General features: G+C 47.7%; 16 protein-coding genes. 6 read left to right on the top strand and 10 right to left on the bottom strand.

The window, feature by feature from the left end; all coding sequences use genetic code 11:
- The first annotated feature begins 11 nt into the window (after nt 1-11).
- The 4 genes from ilvD to M0413_RS06110 all read left to right on the top strand — a co-directional run bounded on the left by ilvD (nt 12) and on the right by M0413_RS06110 (nt 5,097).
- Entirely contained in the window at nt 12-1,871 is a 1,860-nt protein-coding gene (ilvD, locus tag M0413_RS06125; RefSeq protein WP_249553473.1) for a dihydroxy-acid dehydratase, read from the top strand.
- A gap of 1 nt (nt 1,872) precedes the next feature.
- Nucleotides 1,873-3,531 carry a threonine ammonia-lyase, biosynthetic gene (ilvA, locus tag M0413_RS06120; protein ID WP_249553471.1) on the top strand — a complete coding sequence of 553 codons (1,659 nt, stop codon included), beginning with the start codon at nt 1,873-1,875 and terminating at the stop codon, nt 3,529-3,531.
- Between the two features lie 137 nt (nt 3,532-3,668).
- Nucleotides 3,669-4,802, top strand: coding sequence for a pyridoxal-phosphate-dependent aminotransferase family protein (locus M0413_RS06115; protein WP_069454090.1), 1,134 nt, complete (start codon nt 3,669-3,671; stop codon nt 4,800-4,802).
- A gap of 34 nt (nt 4,803-4,836) precedes the next feature.
- Entirely contained in the window at nt 4,837-5,097 is a 261-nt protein-coding gene (locus M0413_RS06110) for a hypothetical protein (RefSeq protein ID WP_249553469.1), read from the top strand.
- Nucleotides 5,098-5,405: 308 nt separating this feature from the next.
- Here the strand turns inward: M0413_RS06110 and M0413_RS06105 are convergent, their stop codons facing one another.
- The gene (locus tag M0413_RS06105; RefSeq protein WP_109277605.1) at nt 5,406-6,254 is read right to left on the bottom strand and encodes a hypothetical protein; all 849 of its coding nucleotides are present in this window, start codon (nt 6,252-6,254) and stop codon (nt 5,406-5,408) included.
- 713 nt (nt 6,255-6,967) lie between these two features.
- On the opposite strand from M0413_RS06105, the gene M0413_RS06100 reads away from it, so the two are divergent.
- Nucleotides 6,968-7,843 carry a Tim44 domain-containing protein gene (locus tag M0413_RS06100; protein ID WP_144345192.1) on the top strand — a complete coding sequence of 292 codons (876 nt, stop codon included), beginning with the start codon at nt 6,968-6,970 and terminating at the stop codon, nt 7,841-7,843.
- A 229-nt stretch (nt 7,844-8,072) separates the two neighbouring features.
- Here the strand turns inward: M0413_RS06100 and M0413_RS06095 are convergent, their stop codons facing one another.
- The 6 genes from M0413_RS06095 to M0413_RS06070 all read right to left on the bottom strand — a co-directional run bounded on the left by M0413_RS06095 (nt 8,073) and on the right by M0413_RS06070 (nt 14,291).
- On the bottom strand, nt 8,073-8,423 hold the full coding sequence (locus M0413_RS06095; protein WP_144376080.1) for a hypothetical protein: 351 nt from the start codon (nt 8,421-8,423) through the stop codon (nt 8,073-8,075).
- Nucleotides 8,424-8,655: 232 nt separating this feature from the next.
- On the bottom strand, nt 8,656-10,020 hold the full coding sequence (locus M0413_RS06090; RefSeq protein WP_249553467.1) for a sodium-dependent transporter: 1,365 nt from the start codon (nt 10,018-10,020) through the stop codon (nt 8,656-8,658).
- A gap of 336 nt (nt 10,021-10,356) precedes the next feature.
- A complete protein-coding gene (locus M0413_RS06085) occupies nt 10,357-10,857 on the bottom strand; it encodes an Lrp/AsnC family transcriptional regulator (protein WP_109277601.1) in 501 nt (166 codons plus the stop codon).
- Between the two features lie 369 nt (nt 10,858-11,226).
- Nucleotides 11,227-12,009 (bottom strand): phosphatase PAP2 family protein, encoded by a 783-nt coding sequence (locus tag M0413_RS06080; RefSeq protein WP_037427709.1) that lies wholly within the window; start codon nt 12,007-12,009, stop codon nt 11,227-11,229.
- Between the two features lie 116 nt (nt 12,010-12,125).
- Complete coding sequence (gene creD / locus M0413_RS06075) at nt 12,126-13,601, bottom strand: cell envelope integrity protein CreD (RefSeq protein ID WP_241406534.1); 1,476 nt, start codon at nt 13,599-13,601, stop codon at nt 12,126-12,128.
- A gap of 162 nt (nt 13,602-13,763) precedes the next feature.
- Complete coding sequence (locus M0413_RS06070; RefSeq protein ID WP_037423373.1) at nt 13,764-14,291, bottom strand: hypothetical protein; 528 nt, start codon at nt 14,289-14,291, stop codon at nt 13,764-13,766.
- Nucleotides 14,292-14,526: 235 nt separating this feature from the next.
- Here M0413_RS06070 and M0413_RS06065 point away from each other — a divergent pair, with 235 nt between their 5' ends.
- Nucleotides 14,527-15,693, top strand: coding sequence for a winged helix-turn-helix domain-containing protein (locus tag M0413_RS06065; RefSeq protein ID WP_037423376.1), 1,167 nt, complete (start codon nt 14,527-14,529; stop codon nt 15,691-15,693).
- On the opposite strand, the gene M0413_RS06060 is transcribed toward M0413_RS06065, so the two are convergent.
- The 3 genes from M0413_RS06060 to ubiK all read right to left on the bottom strand — a co-directional run bounded on the left by M0413_RS06060 (nt 15,690) and on the right by ubiK (nt 16,794).
- Complete coding sequence (locus M0413_RS06060; RefSeq protein ID WP_037423378.1) at nt 15,690-16,055, bottom strand: hypothetical protein; 366 nt, start codon at nt 16,053-16,055, stop codon at nt 15,690-15,692. The two genes, M0413_RS06065 and M0413_RS06060, sit on opposite strands and share 4 nt — an antisense overlap.
- 58 nt (nt 16,056-16,113) lie before the next feature.
- Nucleotides 16,114-16,446: a hypothetical protein gene (locus tag M0413_RS06055; RefSeq protein ID WP_023266072.1), complete on the bottom strand. Its 333-nt coding sequence runs from the start codon at nt 16,444-16,446 to the stop codon at nt 16,114-16,116.
- Nucleotides 16,447-16,539: 93 nt separating this feature from the next.
- On the bottom strand, nt 16,540-16,794 hold the full coding sequence (gene ubiK, locus M0413_RS06050) for a ubiquinone biosynthesis accessory factor UbiK (protein ID WP_037423382.1): 255 nt from the start codon (nt 16,792-16,794) through the stop codon (nt 16,540-16,542).
- Nucleotides 16,795-16,909: the final 115 nt, after the last annotated feature.

Here is a 16,909-nt window from a genome sequence, read left to right as displayed (position 1 = left end):
GGATAGAGTCAATGCCAAAGTTACGTTCAGCAACCAGTACCGAAGGCCGCAATATGGCGGGTGCCCGTGCGCTATGGCGCGCCACAGGGGTGAAAGACAATGATTTTGGTAAGCCGATTATTGCGATTGCCAACTCCTTTACTCAGTTTGTTCCCGGCCATGTGCACTTAAAAGATATGGGCTCACTGGTGGCGGGCGCCATCGAAGAGGCGGGCGGTATTGCCAAAGAATTCAACACCATCGCTGTCGATGATGGTATCGCCATGGGCCACGGTGGCATGCTCTATAGTCTGCCCTCGCGGGAACTGATCGCCGATAGCGTCGAGTATATGGTCAACGCCCACTGCGCCGATGCGCTGGTTTGTATCTCTAACTGCGACAAAATCACCCCCGGTATGTTGATGGCGGCGCTGCGCCTCAATATTCCCGTGGTATTTGTTTCGGGTGGGCCGATGGAAGCGGGTAAAACCAAACTGTCGGACAAACTTATTAAGCTCGACTTAGTCGATGCCATGGTGGCCGCGGCCGACTCGAGTGTGAGCGATGAAGATAGTGCCAAGATCGAACGTAGTGCGTGTCCAACCTGCGGCTCCTGTTCGGGCATGTTTACCGCCAACTCGATGAACTGTTTAACCGAAGCCCTAGGCCTGTCGCTGCCGGGCAATGGCTCCATGCTCGCGACCCATAGCGACCGCCGCGAACTGTTTTTAGAAGCGGGCCGCCGCGTGATGGCACTGACCAAACGTTACTACGAACAAGATGATGCCTCGGCACTGCCGCGCAACATTGCCAGCTTTAAAGCCTTTGAAAACGCCATGGCGCTGGATATTGCCATGGGCGGTTCGTCTAATACTGTGTTGCACTTATTGGCTGCGGCGCAGGAAGCTGACGTGGCATTCACTATGGACGATATCGACCGTATGTCGCGCCAAGTGCCGCACCTTTGTAAAGTGGCGCCGTCGACCGCTAAATACCATATGGAAGATGTGCACCGCGCCGGTGGCGTGATGGGTATCTTAGGCGAGTTAGACCGCGCCGGACTACTGCATACCGATGTGCCACATGTTGCTGCCGATGCGGGCGGCAATCTCAAGTCGGTGCTCGCCAAGTACGATGTCATGCAAACCCAAGATGACAACGTAAAACAATTCTTTATGGCGGGACCTGCTGGCATTCCCACCACTAAAGCCTTTAGCCAAGACTGCCGCTGGCCATCGCTGGACGATGACAGGCGAGAAGGTTGTATCCGCAGCCGCGAATTTGCTTTTAGCCAAGAGGGCGGTCTGGCCGTGTTGTCGGGCAATCTTGCCGACAATGGCTGTATCGTTAAAACGGCGGGTGTGGATGAGTCTAACCTGACCTTTATCGGCAGTGCTCGGGTGTACGAAAGCCAAGACGATGCAGTCGCTGGCATCTTAGGTGGCGAAGTGCTGGCGGGTGATGTGGTGGTGATTCGTTACGAAGGGCCAAAAGGCGGCCCAGGCATGCAAGAAATGTTGTACCCCACCAGTTACTTAAAATCCCGCGGCTTAGGCAAGGCTTGCGCGCTAATTACCGACGGACGTTTCTCTGGTGGGACATCCGGCTTATCCATCGGCCATGTGTCGCCTGAGGCGGCGGCGGGCGGCACGATTGCCTTGATTGAAAACGGCGATCGCATTGAAATCGATATTCCTAAGCGCAGTATCAAGCTCGCTGTGAGTGATGCCGAATTGGCTGCGCGCCGTGAAACCATGCTCGGCCGTGGGCCAATGGCGTGGAAACCGCTTTCGCGTCAGCGTTATGTGTCGATGGCACTTAAAGCCTACGCCATGCTTGCCACCAGTGCCGATAAGGGCGCGGTGCGCGATCGCAGTAAGTTGGAGGACTGATATGTTATCTCTCGCATCGTCGCAAACGGAGCAGGCTGAGACGCAGGCTTCTCAAGTTCAGTCCGATAAGGCGCAGTCGGCCACTTCTGCCTTAGAAAAGAGTCAGCTTGCGCAAAGCTACCTGCAAAAAATCCTTTTGTCGTCGGTTTATGACGTTGCGAAAGTGACACCACTCTCGAGCCTGAATAAACTCTCGGCGCGTTTGGGCTGCCAAGTGTTTTTAAAGCGCGAAGATATGCAGCCTGTGCATTCCTTTAAGCTGCGCGGCGCCTATAACCGCATTGCTCAGTTGAGCCAAGCTGAATGCCAACGCGGCGTGGTGTGTGCCTCGGCGGGCAACCATGCCCAAGGCGTGGCAATGTCGGCGGCCAGTCGTGGTGTGGATGCGGTGATTGTGATGCCCGAAACCACGCCGGATATTAAAGTCGATGCGGTTCGCCGCTTAGGTGGCAACGTGGTATTGCACGGCCAAGCTTTCGATCAAGCCAATGGTTTTGCGATGGCAATGGCGCAGCAGGAGGGGCGGGTGTATATCGCCCCCTTCGATGACGAAGCTGTTATCGCTGGTCAAGGCACCATTGCCCAAGAAATGCTGCAACAGCAGCGCGACCTTGAAGTGATTTTTGTGCCCGTGGGCGGTGGCGGTTTAATTGCTGGGATTGCTGCTTATTACAAGGCGGTGATGCCACAGGTTAAAATCGTTGGCGTTGAGCCTGAAGATGCGGCCTGCTTAAAGGCGGCGATGGAAGCGGGCGAGCCGGTGACGCTGGCGCAAGTCGGTTTATTTGCCGATGGTGTGGCGGTTAAGCGTATCGGCACCGAGCCATTTCGTGTCGCCAAGCTGTGTGTAGATGCCGTGGTGACGGTCACGTCCGACGAAATCTGCGCAGCAGTGAAAGATATTTTTGAGGATACCCGCGCCATTGCCGAACCCGCAGGTGCTTTATCTTTGGCTGGGCTTAAAAAATATGTCAGCACCAATGCTACAGGTGAGAGTGGTCGCGGCGAGAAGGTGGCGGCGATTTTAAGTGGCGCGAATGTGAACTTCCACAGCCTGCGGTATGTGTCGGAGCGCTGCGAGCTGGGTGAACAAAAAGAAGCGGTGCTGGCGGTTAAAGTGCCCGAGCGTCCAGGGAGCTTCCTGCGTTTTTGTGAGCTGCTCGAAAAGCGGGTGATGACCGAATTTAATTATCGCTTTAGCAGCCGCGATATGGCGGTGGTGTTTGCGGGTATTCGCCTAACCAAAGGTCAGGGTGAGCTAGAACAAATTATCAATACCTTAGAAGACCATGGCTTTGAGGTGCAGGACTTATCCGGTGATGAAACCGCGAAATTGCATGTGCGTTATATGGTCGGTGGTCATCCGCCAGAGCCATTAGAGGAGCGCCTATTTAGCTTCGAGTTTCCCGAGCATCCCGGTGCGCTGCTGAAGTTTTTAACCACCTTGCAGAGCAAGTGGAATATCAGTTTATTCCATTACCGTAATCACGGCGCAGCCTTTGGCCGAGTGCTGGCGGGGTTTGAAGTGCCCGAGGGCGATGCCTTGCCGTTTCAGCAGTTTTTAACTGAGCTGGGATTTGTCTATCAAGAAGAGACGCAAAGCCCTGCTTATCAGCTGTTTTTGAATGCCGGAAAAGGGAAAAACAACCTGCCTGTGTAGTCACTTAGCGTTAGGTTACAACTTAGGCTAAAGGAGGGGCGCACAGGCGCCCCTTTTTGTGGTAATTTGGTTTAACAAATCAAGAGTGAATGCTCTAATAATAGTCAGACCTCGACCCTACGCATTAAGGAGACATGATGTTACCTGCACCGCATTTTTCTGCCTTTAATCCCCCTCGCCGCATTTTGATGGGCCCAGGTCCATCGGATGTTTATCCTGAAGTGTTAGCCGCACAGGCAAGACCGACCGTCGGTCACCTCGACCCATTGTTTGTCGCTATGATGGATGAGCTTAAAAGCCTGATCCAATATGCGTTTCAGACCAAAAATGAAATGACGATGGCAGTGTCGGCCCCCGGCAGTGCGGGCATGGAAACCTGCTTTGTGAACCTAGTCGAACCCGGCGAAAAGGTGATTGTGTGCCGCAATGGTGTGTTTGGTGAGCGTATGCGCCAAAACGTCGAGCGCGTTGGTGCGATTGCGGTGCTGGTGGATAACGAATGGGGTACGCCAGTCGACCCTGCAGCCGTTGAAGCGGCGCTTAAGGCCAACCCCGATGCTAAATTCCTTGCTTTTGTGCATGCCGAAACCTCAACAGGCGCGTTAAGTGATGCTAAAACCCTGTGCGCGCTGGCGAAGCAATACGGCTGTTTATCGATTGTCGATGCGGTGACTTCCCTTGGTGGCGTGGAGTTAAGGGTCGATGAATGGGGCATCGATGCCATTTATTCTGGCAGCCAAAAGTGCCTTTCCTGTGTACCGGGGTTATCGCCCGTGTCTTTCTCACCCGCTGCGGTGGAAAAGCTTAAAAACCGTAAAACGCCAGTGCAGAGCTGGTTCCTCGATCAAAGTCTGGTCATGGCCTATTGGACCAGTGCCGGCGGTAAGCGTAGCTATCACCACACTGCGCCTGTTAATGCGCTTTATGCCCTGCACGAATCGCTGCGTTTATTGGCGGCCGAAGGTTTAGAAAATGCATGGAAACGTCATCAAGACATGCATTTAGTGCTGCGCGCCGGCCTTGAAAAGCTCGGCCTGAAATTTGTGGTCGCTGAAGATTCGCGCTTGCCACAGCTTAATGCCATTTATATCCCCGAAGGTGTTGATGATGCCGCGGTGCGTGCGCGTCTACTTAAGGATTACAACCTTGAAATAGGTGCTGGTCTTGGTGCACTTGCAGGTAAAGCGTGGCGTATCGGTCTAATGGGCTTTGGTGCCCGTCGTGAGAATGTCGCGCTCTGTTTGCGCGCCCTAGAAGAGGTGCTGAACTAATATGTCTGTTTCGCGTATAAGGATGTTACGCAGAGTGAGTTTGCGCTTAGTTAGCTCACGTTTGTTGATTGGCGGTTTGATTCTGATCTTAAGTGGTTGTGCTTCCAGCAATATGAGCAATGCCAGTTGTGATTTTGTGCGAGGTACAGCAGGTAATCAGAGTCAACGCGAGGCCAGCGGTGATGATAGCAATGCCCGGCAGATGGATGTGGGCATCGGGATTTTAACCGCAATCTTCGGCAGTATTAGCCGAGCACTTTCTTCCGATGATTCATCGGATGGAAAGTGTTTGTAACTTAGTTAGTTTTAGCTGTTTTTGATAGTTTATAAATCCCCGTAATGCGGGGATTTTTTATAGAGACAGTACCGTTCTTTAGTGCCGGATATATTGATTAAGCACAGTCATTTCAGTGACACGCCGTGAATATGTCCCTATAGGCTCGACGGCGGCATCCATGCCGCCAACGGTCACTTCCATGACTGTGCTTAATCCAGTTAAGCCATCGGTATGCCTGATAGTCTGTTATTTACAATTAGAGCATTCCGATAATTAATAACGGGCGGCTCGTTAAAACTCTTCTCGTTAAACTTATTTTCTCCTTTTTAATCGAAAGTTTTTCTTTTGAGGGCATCACTTCTATGCAGAAATATAAACGTGGTAAAGATCTCATTAAAGTAAGGGATATTCATTACGCGCTTCTCAGTAGATGGTTCTTTCTCCTGAAGTTTTCTTTGAATTTCATCGAGAACTTTTAGTATGGATTGAATGATTTCCAAACAGTACCAAGCTGTGTGCGGTAATGCTAACTCTGTATAGATACGCCTGAACTCAACGTCAGCAATTGTTAGTGGATGACCATCAAAATCCATTTGTCCGGTATAAAATCCATTGCTGCCATTGATAAACTCTTTGTCTAAACGCTGGTATGTTGTAGCGCAGATCTTTGTTCTTCTACTTTCTGATATTTCCTTAAGGTAAGTTTCGCAAATAATTTGATACCAACTGTTAAGCGGGTTTTCATCGCTCTTCTTACTGTTAGTCAATGTATCCAAGTTATAATACCGAGCGCTTAATGCAAACTCATGTAGATGGTGAATGATCATTTCGTGTATGTAGTCATCTTCCCCAAAAAAACTTCCATCAGCTAAGTTATATTTTTCTCCTATAGATTTTATAGTTTGGTATTGGTCCTTCAATTTATGAGAAAACTTGTTCTTTAAAATATCATTATTTGGTGGCTTCATCTCATTACAAAGCATGTACTCAGTTACATACACAAGCTTCATTAGTCTTTCTAACCCAATAGATAGATGAAAAAATGAAGAATAAAATTTGCCTGGATATACATCATCGAACCCAGCTTGTTTAAGTGTTCTTAATCCATCTGATATTGCGGATTTAGCTAGTAAAGACTCATTGAGTAGTAAACTGAAAGTGGTGCTGTAGATCATAGGTGTTCAATTCCTTTTGTAACTATTTAAATTAGATTTCATCTGTGATAAATTGGTAAGTTATTGTAATAAAGGGTTTTAATTTATTTTTCGATTGTGTTCACCATGCAGCAACCACTCTCTCTAGCTCGGTTTTGACCGCTATTAGCGTTGTACTGGGCTTAATCCTGACAACAATTGAACTCGCCCTCGGACGTTTGCTTTGAAGTTCGTGAGGATATTATCGAACATACTACACTTCTCTTTTGCTCCCAGAGTCAAAAAATAGAATATGTATATCTTTCCTCATAGTGATTATTCTATATCGATGTTCAAAAGCTATGCCTGCTTAAATGTTAACTTTGACCTTAGTATTGGGTTTCGGAGTTCAGACTATCAGGATGCACAATAGTTAACGGGATTAAGCACTGGCATGTAAGTGACCGTTCGTGACAGGGATGTCACGGTCGAGCACACAGGGATGTGCTTGCTGCGTGTCACTGGAATGACAGTGCTTAATCATTTCTCACATTACATAGTCAGAACTGACGTGTCTTTTGTCGCATTCTTAGTCGAGTCATGTTGAACAATTAGGGACGAAGCCCCACGACTTTGACTTTGATTTAGAAGAACAAACGAAGTTTGTCAGTTTATGTTCCGCTTTGTCTGTTGACATATAATGTCATCCCGCTATGATGCCTGCACCTCTGGTCATACATACAAAGAACTTATAAATGAAAAAGTTATTTATTATGCTGGCGATGATTTTTGCGGTTAGCTTGGCTGCTAGTCCCGTCGCAGAAGCAAAAAAATTCGGCAGTAATAAGTCTATTGGCAAAAGTCATCAAACGGCGCCGGCTCAGCCTGCGGCAACCAATACCCCTACAACCCCGCCTACCGCTGCGCCAGCACCTGCTGCGGGCAAGAAAGGTATGATGGGCGGCATGTTAGGCGGTTTATTAGCGGGTGGCTTATTGGCTGCGCTATTTATGGGCGAAGGTTTTGAAAATATTCAATTTATGGATATTTTGATTATCGCGCTGTTGGCATTCGTGCTGTTTAAAATTGTCCGTACTCTGATGGCTTCAAAAGCCAGTACCCAGCCAAGACCTGCCTACGCAGGTGCGGGTCAACCTAATCCGAATCTGCAACGCCAGCAAGTGGAACAAACCGGTTTTGCTAGCAGTGCAAACAATGGCAGCAATGGTTTTGCTCAAGCGGCGAGCACAGTGCCTTTCCATTTGCCTGTGGGGTTTGATTTACCTAGCTTTTTAGAAGGCGCGCGTAGTCATTACAAAACCCTGCAAGTAGCATGGAACGAAAACGATTTAAGCAAAATTCAAGAGTATGTTTCGATTGAGCTTTTTAATGAGCTCAGCAACCAACGCCGTGAGCTCGTTGGCGAACAGCATACAGAAGTGATGTTCTTAGATGCTGAACTGGTCCGCGCGACACACAATGCTAATCTGGCGGAAGTGAGTGTTAAATTTAGCGGCCGCTACCGTGATACGGTTGAAGGTGTCGAAGAAGACATTAAGGAAATCTGGCATTTAGAGCGTAACCTTACGCAAGCCAACGCGCCTTGGTTAATCGTGGGTATCGAGCAGTAATCTGTCCGCCTTCAAAAGCAGCCTTTATCTCTTAAGGCTGCTTACATTCCCTTTCGCGTCAATCCAGCCTTCCCTCAGTAGTTCAACGTTATTGATTGAAAAATCGCTTATCATTACTTTGACTATTTTACTAATATGGCTATACAGTCGTTGCGAGACGAGCTGCAATTAAGTTACTCACTACTAGGGCCATTATTTGTAGATTATATTTTATAGTGCTGATTTTTCGTTATGTTGAGGTGCTAATATATGGAGAAATAAGGTGGAGGCCAAAATCAGTTAAACCTTGTACTATTCCTAATTGAATTACAAATACTACTAATGTAAAAGTTAAACCTTTACCAAAGGATAGTTGAAAGATTTTGCTGTAAACTACTGATATTGCAATGTATGTCACAATTAGCCCAAGCAATCCTTTGATAGCAATAACTATTGTGAATGCTAGTATTGTTCCAATCGTAACGGCTAAACCACAATGTATAATACTTTTGTTTTCTGCTTCAAATAACTCAGCTCCAATTTTTACTGGAACAATCGTTATTAATATCAAGATGAGCCACGCTAGCATAATAAAATCCATTTTATATGAAAGTCTATTGCAAAATTAATCTGCAACGTTTAAAGGAAATCAATTTCAATTGCTCCCATTGGGGGCTGATTATACTTATACAAAAATAAAGTGCTATACCTTAGGTGTTTTTTAAGTTGGTTGGCATTATATATTTAAACAGAATAAAAGGTTGGGCTTAGTTTTTTGATGAGGAGCTAACAATCCCCGAACTCAGCATGGATTGTTAGCGTTTGGAAAGAGGTTACACAAATTGCCTGATCGCGATCGCGATGATTAGTACTGGGCAAATATACTTCACGTACCTTGGCCAAATACGCCAGAAAAGCCCGGTGGCATCGACACCCTCTTGTCCACTTATCGCCTTGAGTAACTGGCTTTGGCGCCAAATCCAACCTAAGTAAATCGCAATACCGAGGGCGACCAGCGGTTGGGCCATTTGCGTGGTTAGCATGATAGTGAAACTAAATAGCGTCTCAAAAAATACCGCCAGTAATAGGGATAATGAGGTCAACAATAGGCCGATGATCAAGGTGGCACGTTGGCGGCTGAATCCGCATTTTTGCATCACATAACTCGTCGGCACCTCGGCGATGGAAATGGCTGACGTCAGGCCGGCGATGATCAGCAGCATAAAGAACACTACGCTAATAATGAGGTTGGCTGTGTCGCCTAGGGTTGAGAATAAGGCGGGTAAAACAGTAAACACCAATGCATCCGAATCGATTAACTTGCCTTCCGCACTAAAAATCTGCACGCCATTATGCTGGGCCACATACATGGCTGGGATGATTAAAAAGGCGGCGAGAAAGGCGATGCCGCTATCGGTAAAGGCAACCCAGATGGTTAATTTGGCAATATTCTCTTTTTGGCTCAAATAGCTGCCATAAACCATCATGGCACCAGTGCCTATGGTGAGTGAGAAAAAGGTTTGTCCGAGTGCGCTCAGCAAGGTATCTGGCGCGATAGCCTTGGCAACGTTAGGCGTTAATAGTGCGGTAATACCTTCACTCGCGCCATTGAGGGTGAAGATATAGGCCACTCCCGCGATCAGCATGATCAACAATAGCGGCATTAAGCGTTTAGACCATTTTTCTATACCTTCTTGTACGCCCTGCAGCAATACCAAAAATACCAGCGCGCTAAAAATTAGCGTGAATACCAGATTGCGCGATAGCGAGAAATCCACTAGCCAAGTGGTGGTATCGTGCGAGCCCATAGCCGTGGCAATTGGGGCGATGGCGTAGCTCACAAACCAGCCAGAAAGAATGCTGTAGAAGGTGTAGATCAACCCTGCTGTTACGATAGAAATTAATCCTATTGTCTTGCCTAAATTGCGGCTGAGCGAGTTGCAACCGAGTTTACCCATGGCATCGGCGGGGTTGGTTTGTCCGTGGCGACCAATCATAAGTTCAGCCATCAGCATGGGAATGCCTAGGATAAAAATCAGTACCAGGTAAACCAGCAAAAAGGCCCCGCCGCCATGGGTGGCCGCTTGGGTGGGGAATCCCCAAATGTTGCCGACACCAACGGCACTGCCGGCTGCCGCCATAATAAAACCTAAGCGTGAGCTGAAATGGTTAGTCGAATTTGTATTGGCCGATTGCATGGTGCCTCCCGTAAAAAGAAGGCGTATCTTAGGCGGATAAATAAGAAGTTCAACGCAATTTTAGTGCGTTAAATTGATGTTAATCGGCAATTATTATTCGTATTTTTCTTTAATTTTGGTGTTAAATTTTTATTTATGGTGAGGTCCGAGATTATGTTGCACGTGGCGGAGGCTGACTGCCTCGCTTTAGCGATTAATTGCGATAGTAAAAACCTAATAAATTGTGATCTTATCGCCAAAAATACCTTTCGCAGGATGAGCTGCTTGGGGTAGCGACGCTGCAACCAGAGCTGCATTGGTCTCACGCTATCGCAGAAGCCGCCACTTTTACTGCACTTAGGATTCAATGGTGATATGGCTTAAGGGGATGGCCGTGTGCTCCTTGACCTTTTTCAACACGAAGCTGGAATGCACACCTGCGATATGCACATTGGTGGTGAGTTTATCTAACAGAAAAGTACGAAAGTGCGCCATATCTTGGACTAACACTTTGAGTTGATAGTCGGCTTCAGAACCTGTGATCAGCGCGCATTCTTGGACTTCTTCGTAGCCTAGTATATTGGCTTCAAATTGGTTGAGGATTGCAGGCGTGTGTTTTTCCATCCTTACATGGATATACGCAGTCAAATGTAGGTTGAATTTATCCGCTGACAGACGCGTGACATAATCGGCAATATAACCCGCTTCTTCTAGGGCTTTAACGCGGCGTGAGCAAGGGGACGGCGACAGGCCGACTTTCGTTGCCAGTTCAAGATTTGACAACCTGCCGTGGGTTTGCAGTAAACGCAAAATGGTTAAATCGAGTTGGTCGAGTTTATATGGGTGAGTTTCAGTCATGGAAAGTTTAGGGGTAGCGGACTCTACCCCTAGTTTGCCAGTGTTAGCGCTGTTTGCCAAAAATCTTGTGTAATACCAATCACATTAAATATCTAATCAGTTCAGAGCCTCACAGGCATTTCAATCCAAGGCGCATTGACGCAGAAATGGTCATTCCCTTTTAAGTCAATGCAACACCGGAGTGGGATGCCTGTGAGGCTCCCGAAGGGCGGGGTTGAACGTGCTTTATACTGCGTTTAAGGCTTTCGACAGAGCACCACTATGCCTTCAAGCCTTCGCCTTGTCTAAAGCGCGTTTAACTCCCGCTGAATGAACAGATATTTAATACGATTGGTATAAAGGTCTGATGGCGAATTGTCGGTCTAGGCGTTATTGCGAAGAGGTTTTCGCAAACCTTTGCGTGAATAGACGCATTTTACTGACCAAAAATATGCTTAAGCTGCTGATGATAGCGGCCAGTAGGGTGGAAAAGAGCACATCCTGCGGCCAGTGCATGCCGAGTAGCATACGGCTTAGGCCCATCAATAATCCCCAAACCAATAACGCACTGGTGAATAGAGGTAAACCCGCTAAAAGCAGATAGTAGCTGGCGGTTAGCACTAAGGTTACGGCAAAAATGGTGTGTCCAGACGGGAAGGAATAGCCGATTTCATCTTCCCAATGTTGGTGGATTTTTGGGGACAGTTTTACCGCTGAGGTTCTCGTTTGCAGCTCGGTCAGCGCCTCAGCAATGGCCTGTGAGCGTTCTGGTTTTGCGAGTTGATAGAAGGTTTGCGGAGTTAACTGTGCATCATCTGGGAGTGCTTGCTCAGATAGATACACCAGATTGGGCCTTGGCTCTTTAAAAAAGCTTTTAAGGGCATGGCTAGTGCTTAGGCTTAATACTTGGCTTAGGCTGATGGCTAAAAACAAGTTAATAAATAATGCTTTAGGCATATAACAATAGGCAAGCGCCAACACGACTAAAACGGTCGCAACACCATAGGGCGCTGTGCCGGTTGTGGTTAGCCAGTACAAGGCTCTGGCTAAGGGCGATTGTAGATCGAGCAGCGGAAATAATTGATTTTGCGTAAGTAACAGTAGGCTTGGAATCGCTGCTAGCAGTAACCATACAAGCGCCAAACGACGTAGAAGATAGGCTGGATGAGTCAAAATATTCGCCTCCGAGTAAACGCAATAGGCTACATGTCACATGTGGTCTTGCCAATAAAAAAATCCCGACAGCAAAAAGTGCGCTGTCGGGGGCTTCAAGGGTGGAGCGGTAGGTGCTATTGCACTGTGTCCTTGGGTTGATGACGGGTTACGAACATCAAAATCAGTAAAACCACTAATAACAAGCCAGTACCCATCAGTAGGGCGTAATCTTCTAATTGCAGTATTGAGTACAACACCGCATACAAGCTCACCAGCATAGTGCCTACTATCGCGCCACGTTTAACGCTAGCGGTGGCACTGCCCACATAAGCGGATACCGACAGCACAGGAATGCAGGCGGCGATCAGATAGGCTTGCAGGAAGGCAAGATGCTCCGAGAGTGACAGTAACAGCAGGTAGAACAGGGCCATCGCACTGCCAACCAGCATATATTGCACTGTGCTTAGGCTGGTCTTTTGACCCAGCTCGAAGATAAATAACATGATAAAAGTCAGTACGATAAACAGCAGGCCGTATTTGACTGAGCGCTCAATCTTGCCGTAATGGGTTACAGGTTCAAATAACATGGCATTGGCTACGACTTCGGTAAGCGTCGACTGATTACTCTTAATAAACTCCTGCGGATAGTTGCGAGTTAAGTGACTGATATTCCAGTTGGCGGTAAATCCGTTGGCAGTGATTTCGCGCTCTGCTGGGAGTAAGCCTTTAAAACTCGGGTGCGGCCAGTCGGCATGGATATTCAACAAGGTTTGCTCGCCTAATGGCAGGGCACTAATCGACTGAGAGCCGCGCAGTGTCATGGCAAAGTTCACGCTAAAATCACTTGCTTCGCCGACTTGGATCCCTTGGTTAAAGCCTTTCTCTAGACCGCCAGTCGTCAAGCCAGTGCCCGACATCAGCGAGCCAGAGAGTAAGACTGAATCGCCTGTCACCTCAATCTTTTCTACTTTATCAATTGCTTGGTTTGATGACACACCAAAGACTAAACGGGCATTTTTGTTATCAAAGGCGATAAGGTTAGGAATGTCATAACGATTTAAGCGAAAGTCAGCCTGCCCCTTAAGCGCCGCGTTATACACCAGCGATTGATAAATACCACGGGTACGGAAATCATGTTTTAGGTCTAGATCGAGAGTGAGCTTTTTCGGCAGAATCACCAGCTCATCTTGATAGGTGCGCTTCACTTCGTGGCGGGTTTTGCCGTCGTTACTGACTTCTTCCTGCATCACAAAATAGCTATAAGGGATCACTAGCGCAGGACCTGAGAGGGTTTGCTGCTCGCCCCATGAGCGGCCGATTTCATCGACCACACTGTTGTAAAGCATTTCGCGATCGGACGTCATATCCATAATGATCCCGAGCGGTAGCAAGGCCACAATCGACAGTATGCCAATGGTTAAGGCCTTTAATAGCGTGGTGTTTTTTGCCGTTCCCTTTGTCGTAGTTGCTGCCCACGGCTCTTGTGTTGACATATCGGTTCCTTGATCACGATTGAGTTTTTTAAGGAGTGCGCGCGCCACTAAATAGATAGCGCCGCCAAACAGCGCCAAACTCAGTAACGTGAGCACCCAGAAAATAATGTTAAACATGGATTTCATTCCCTATGAAATACGCGCGAGTCGCCATTGCATACTATTGGGCTAACTCGATATTACGGCGGGTATTAAAGCAGATTTGCCCACGGAAGTTGCGGGCAAGTTGCTGATCAATAGTGGCAAAATTATGGCAATCGCCTTTAAGTGCGCTAAAACCTATTTTGAACTGGTGCGTTGTTTGCCAAATTTCGGGTGTTTAGCCTCAAAGTCATCTTCCTTGCGGATATGTTTGAGTAGCGTCTCAAGACATTCTTTAAAGACATCGATTTCTTCGGAGTAGACGGCGGCATGGTGTGAAAACCATTGGTGTTTTTCACGCTCACGATTATTGCAGTCCGGCCAAATACGTAGCTCATACTCATCGCCAATCACGACAATCGCATAGTCGATTGCGCCATTGCTAAAGGTGATGCATTGGGGCAGATACACGGGCGCTTCACCTTTGAATAGCTCGTACCAAATGGCTTCACTGCGCCAAGAGACTATGGGTAAAGGCGCTTTGATGGAGCAGCCAATCGATTGATGTTGGTTAAACAAGACTGCCTTAATATCGTCGATGCTGAAAGGTTGTAACTCGCCATTCTTTTCTCCGAGTGAGTACAGCATATTCATTAAAAATGGCAGTTTAGTACCATTGCCGGTTTTACGGCCGCAGAGTTTGGCTTCGCGGTAATAGATATTCATTCATCAATCCTTAATGAGGGGCTAACCTTTGTAAGAGGGAGTTGTTTGACTCGAGGTAAGCGATAGCCCTAAGCGAGGAAATGCCATATGTTAACTCAAGTTGTACGCGAGCTGACAAATTCACGCTAAGTTTACGAAATATCCGACAAAAGTAAGAGGATTATCCTTTTGATCATCGGTCAGTCATGGCATCAACCTTAGGGCGCAATTGTTTTTGAGCATTTTGGGAGAATTTATGTCGAGTCCTTTTTCACCCCGTGAGTGGTTGCAATTGAATATGCAACAGCAGGGCTTATTACAACCGCAGACTTCGGTCTGTGAGCTGATTAGCCGTCTCGGGTATGTGCAAATCGATTCGATTAATGTGGTCGAGCGGGCGCATCACCATGTGTTGCATAGCCGGATACCACAGTATCAACCGCAGATGTTAGATACTGCGCTGGCACTGGGCGAGATTTTTGAATATTGGTCCCATGCGGCGGCCTATTTACCCACTGCCGACTACCGTTTTAGTTTGCAACGTAAACAACAGCTGCAAAATGGCGGCAAACATTGGTTTGAGCCAGACGATAAGGTGATGCAGGAAGTGCGCGCCCGCATTCGCGCCGAAGGGCCACTTAAAGCCAGTGACTTTGAGCATACTGAAGGCAAAAACGGTGCCTGGTGGGACTGGAAACCCGCTAAAAAGGCGCTGGAACAACTGTTTATGCGCGGCGAGTTAATGGTGGTGCGCAGGGATAAATTTCAAAAATGCTATGATTTGACTGAGCGCGTGCTCCCAAGTCATATCGATACCCAAGCGCCGAGTGAGATCGAGTTTGCTCGGTACTTAATTAAGCGTTATCTCGATGCCCATGCCTTTGGCTCGGCAGCGCAAATCGCTTATCTGCGCAAAGGCATAAAAGCTAATGTGAATGAGCAATTAGCCGCTATGCAGTCTCAAGGTGAGTTGGCAAGCTTTAAGGCTGAAGGGCAATGGTATTTTTATCGCCCCGAGTTGCAGTTAACCGCTGCAATGCCCAACCGAGTCTGGTTACTCAATCCCTTCGATAATCTATTAATTCAGCGGCAGCGATTAAAGCAATGGTTTGATTTTGATTATCAAATTGAAGTCTATGTGCCCGCCGAAAAACGCCAATATGGCTATTACTCCCTCGCGATTTTGTGGCGTGACTGCTTTGTTGGTCGAGTGGATGTGAAAGCCGAGCGGCAAAGCGGTTTACTGTTATTACAACAGCTGACCTTAGAAGAGGGATTTAGCGGCATGGATGATGACTTCTGTGCGGCATTTGAGGCGGCAGTTACTGAGTATGCGCGTTTTAATGGTTGCAGCCGCTGGAAACTGGTGAAGGCTAACCATAAGGAATTTAAACAACTATACGCACGGCAGCAGAAGATCTAATCGGGATCTTTGTCATTATCTGGGCGTTTGTCTTTAGGCGGTACATCCATCCAGCGAAAGCACAGGTACAGCAGTGCTAAAAAGAGCAGCGGCAGGGTGGCATAGGCTAAGGATAATGAACTGTTCTCCGCCCGCGCGAGCCAGTAGCAGGGAATGTACACTAAGGGATAGGCAAGGGTTCCCCACAGAAAACTCTTATTCATCAGCCGGTAAAACCAGTGCACGTTAATCGTGGTTCGGCTGGCAAGTCCCATCAGGCTGGCGAGGACTACAAAGGGATAGCTGAGCAGTGGCAGGCCGCCAAGGAGCAATAATCCCCAAAGCAGATAGTCCTGATTAAAAGTGGTGCTTGCGATATCCATGGCTTTCTTCCCTGACGATTCGAACTCTGGCGCTAGGTCTAAGCGCCGACGGCTATTCTTACTCGTTAAGCCCTTGCTGCATCTTAAGCCAAAAGCCTTGTTGGCAGAGATTGCTAAAGGACTTTTGCTGCGGCGAAATCGCGATATTGGCGGTGACGACTCGATAACTCAACCAATAATCCTCACAAACCGCGTTTGGCTCATCAGCTTGTTTATCTTGCTCGCTTAACAGACTGACCACAACCCCGTTGTTGAAGTGATATAAGGTCAAAGATTCACACATTTCAGCATTATCGTCTCGATAACTTTGCTGCTCTTGGGTGTGGCTCACCACTGACACTGGGCTAGGATAGCCTTGAATAGCAAGGATGTAGCTGGCGAGTTGTTGCATTATTTCCCTAAGTGACTTAATGCTTGAAGTGTTAAAACAAAAAAGCACAGCTGCGCCATCGCTAACTGTGCTCTTTCAAACACGCATTATAAGTTAGTCCGCGGAGTTTAGCTTTTTCTCAAGCTCATTCACTTGTGCTTGCAGGGCTTCTAATTTCTCGCGGGTTTTCAGTAATACATGCTGCTGTACTTCAAATTCCTCGCGGGACACCATATCCAACTTGAGCAATTGATTTTGCAGCACTTGCTTGCTGCGCTCTTCAAATTCGCCGGCAAATTGCTTAAGACCGCTGGGCAGGCTATCGCTCAGTTGCTTCGCCATTTCTTCGATTTTCTTTGGATTGATCATCTTCTTGTCCGCCTCTTTACTGAATGGGTGGATTGTAACCTAGTACGTTGGCTTTCAAAAGAAAACCGCCTTGCAAAACCTACGTCTTAAGGGACGTGGGTTTTACTTGGATGCG

Source organism: Shewanella sp. 8A, from assembly GCF_023475945.1.
In the GTDB taxonomy this organism is placed as follows: domain Bacteria; phylum Pseudomonadota; class Gammaproteobacteria; order Enterobacterales; family Shewanellaceae; genus Shewanella; species Shewanella xiamenensis.
This window is presented reverse-complemented; position numbering and strand designations above follow the sequence as displayed.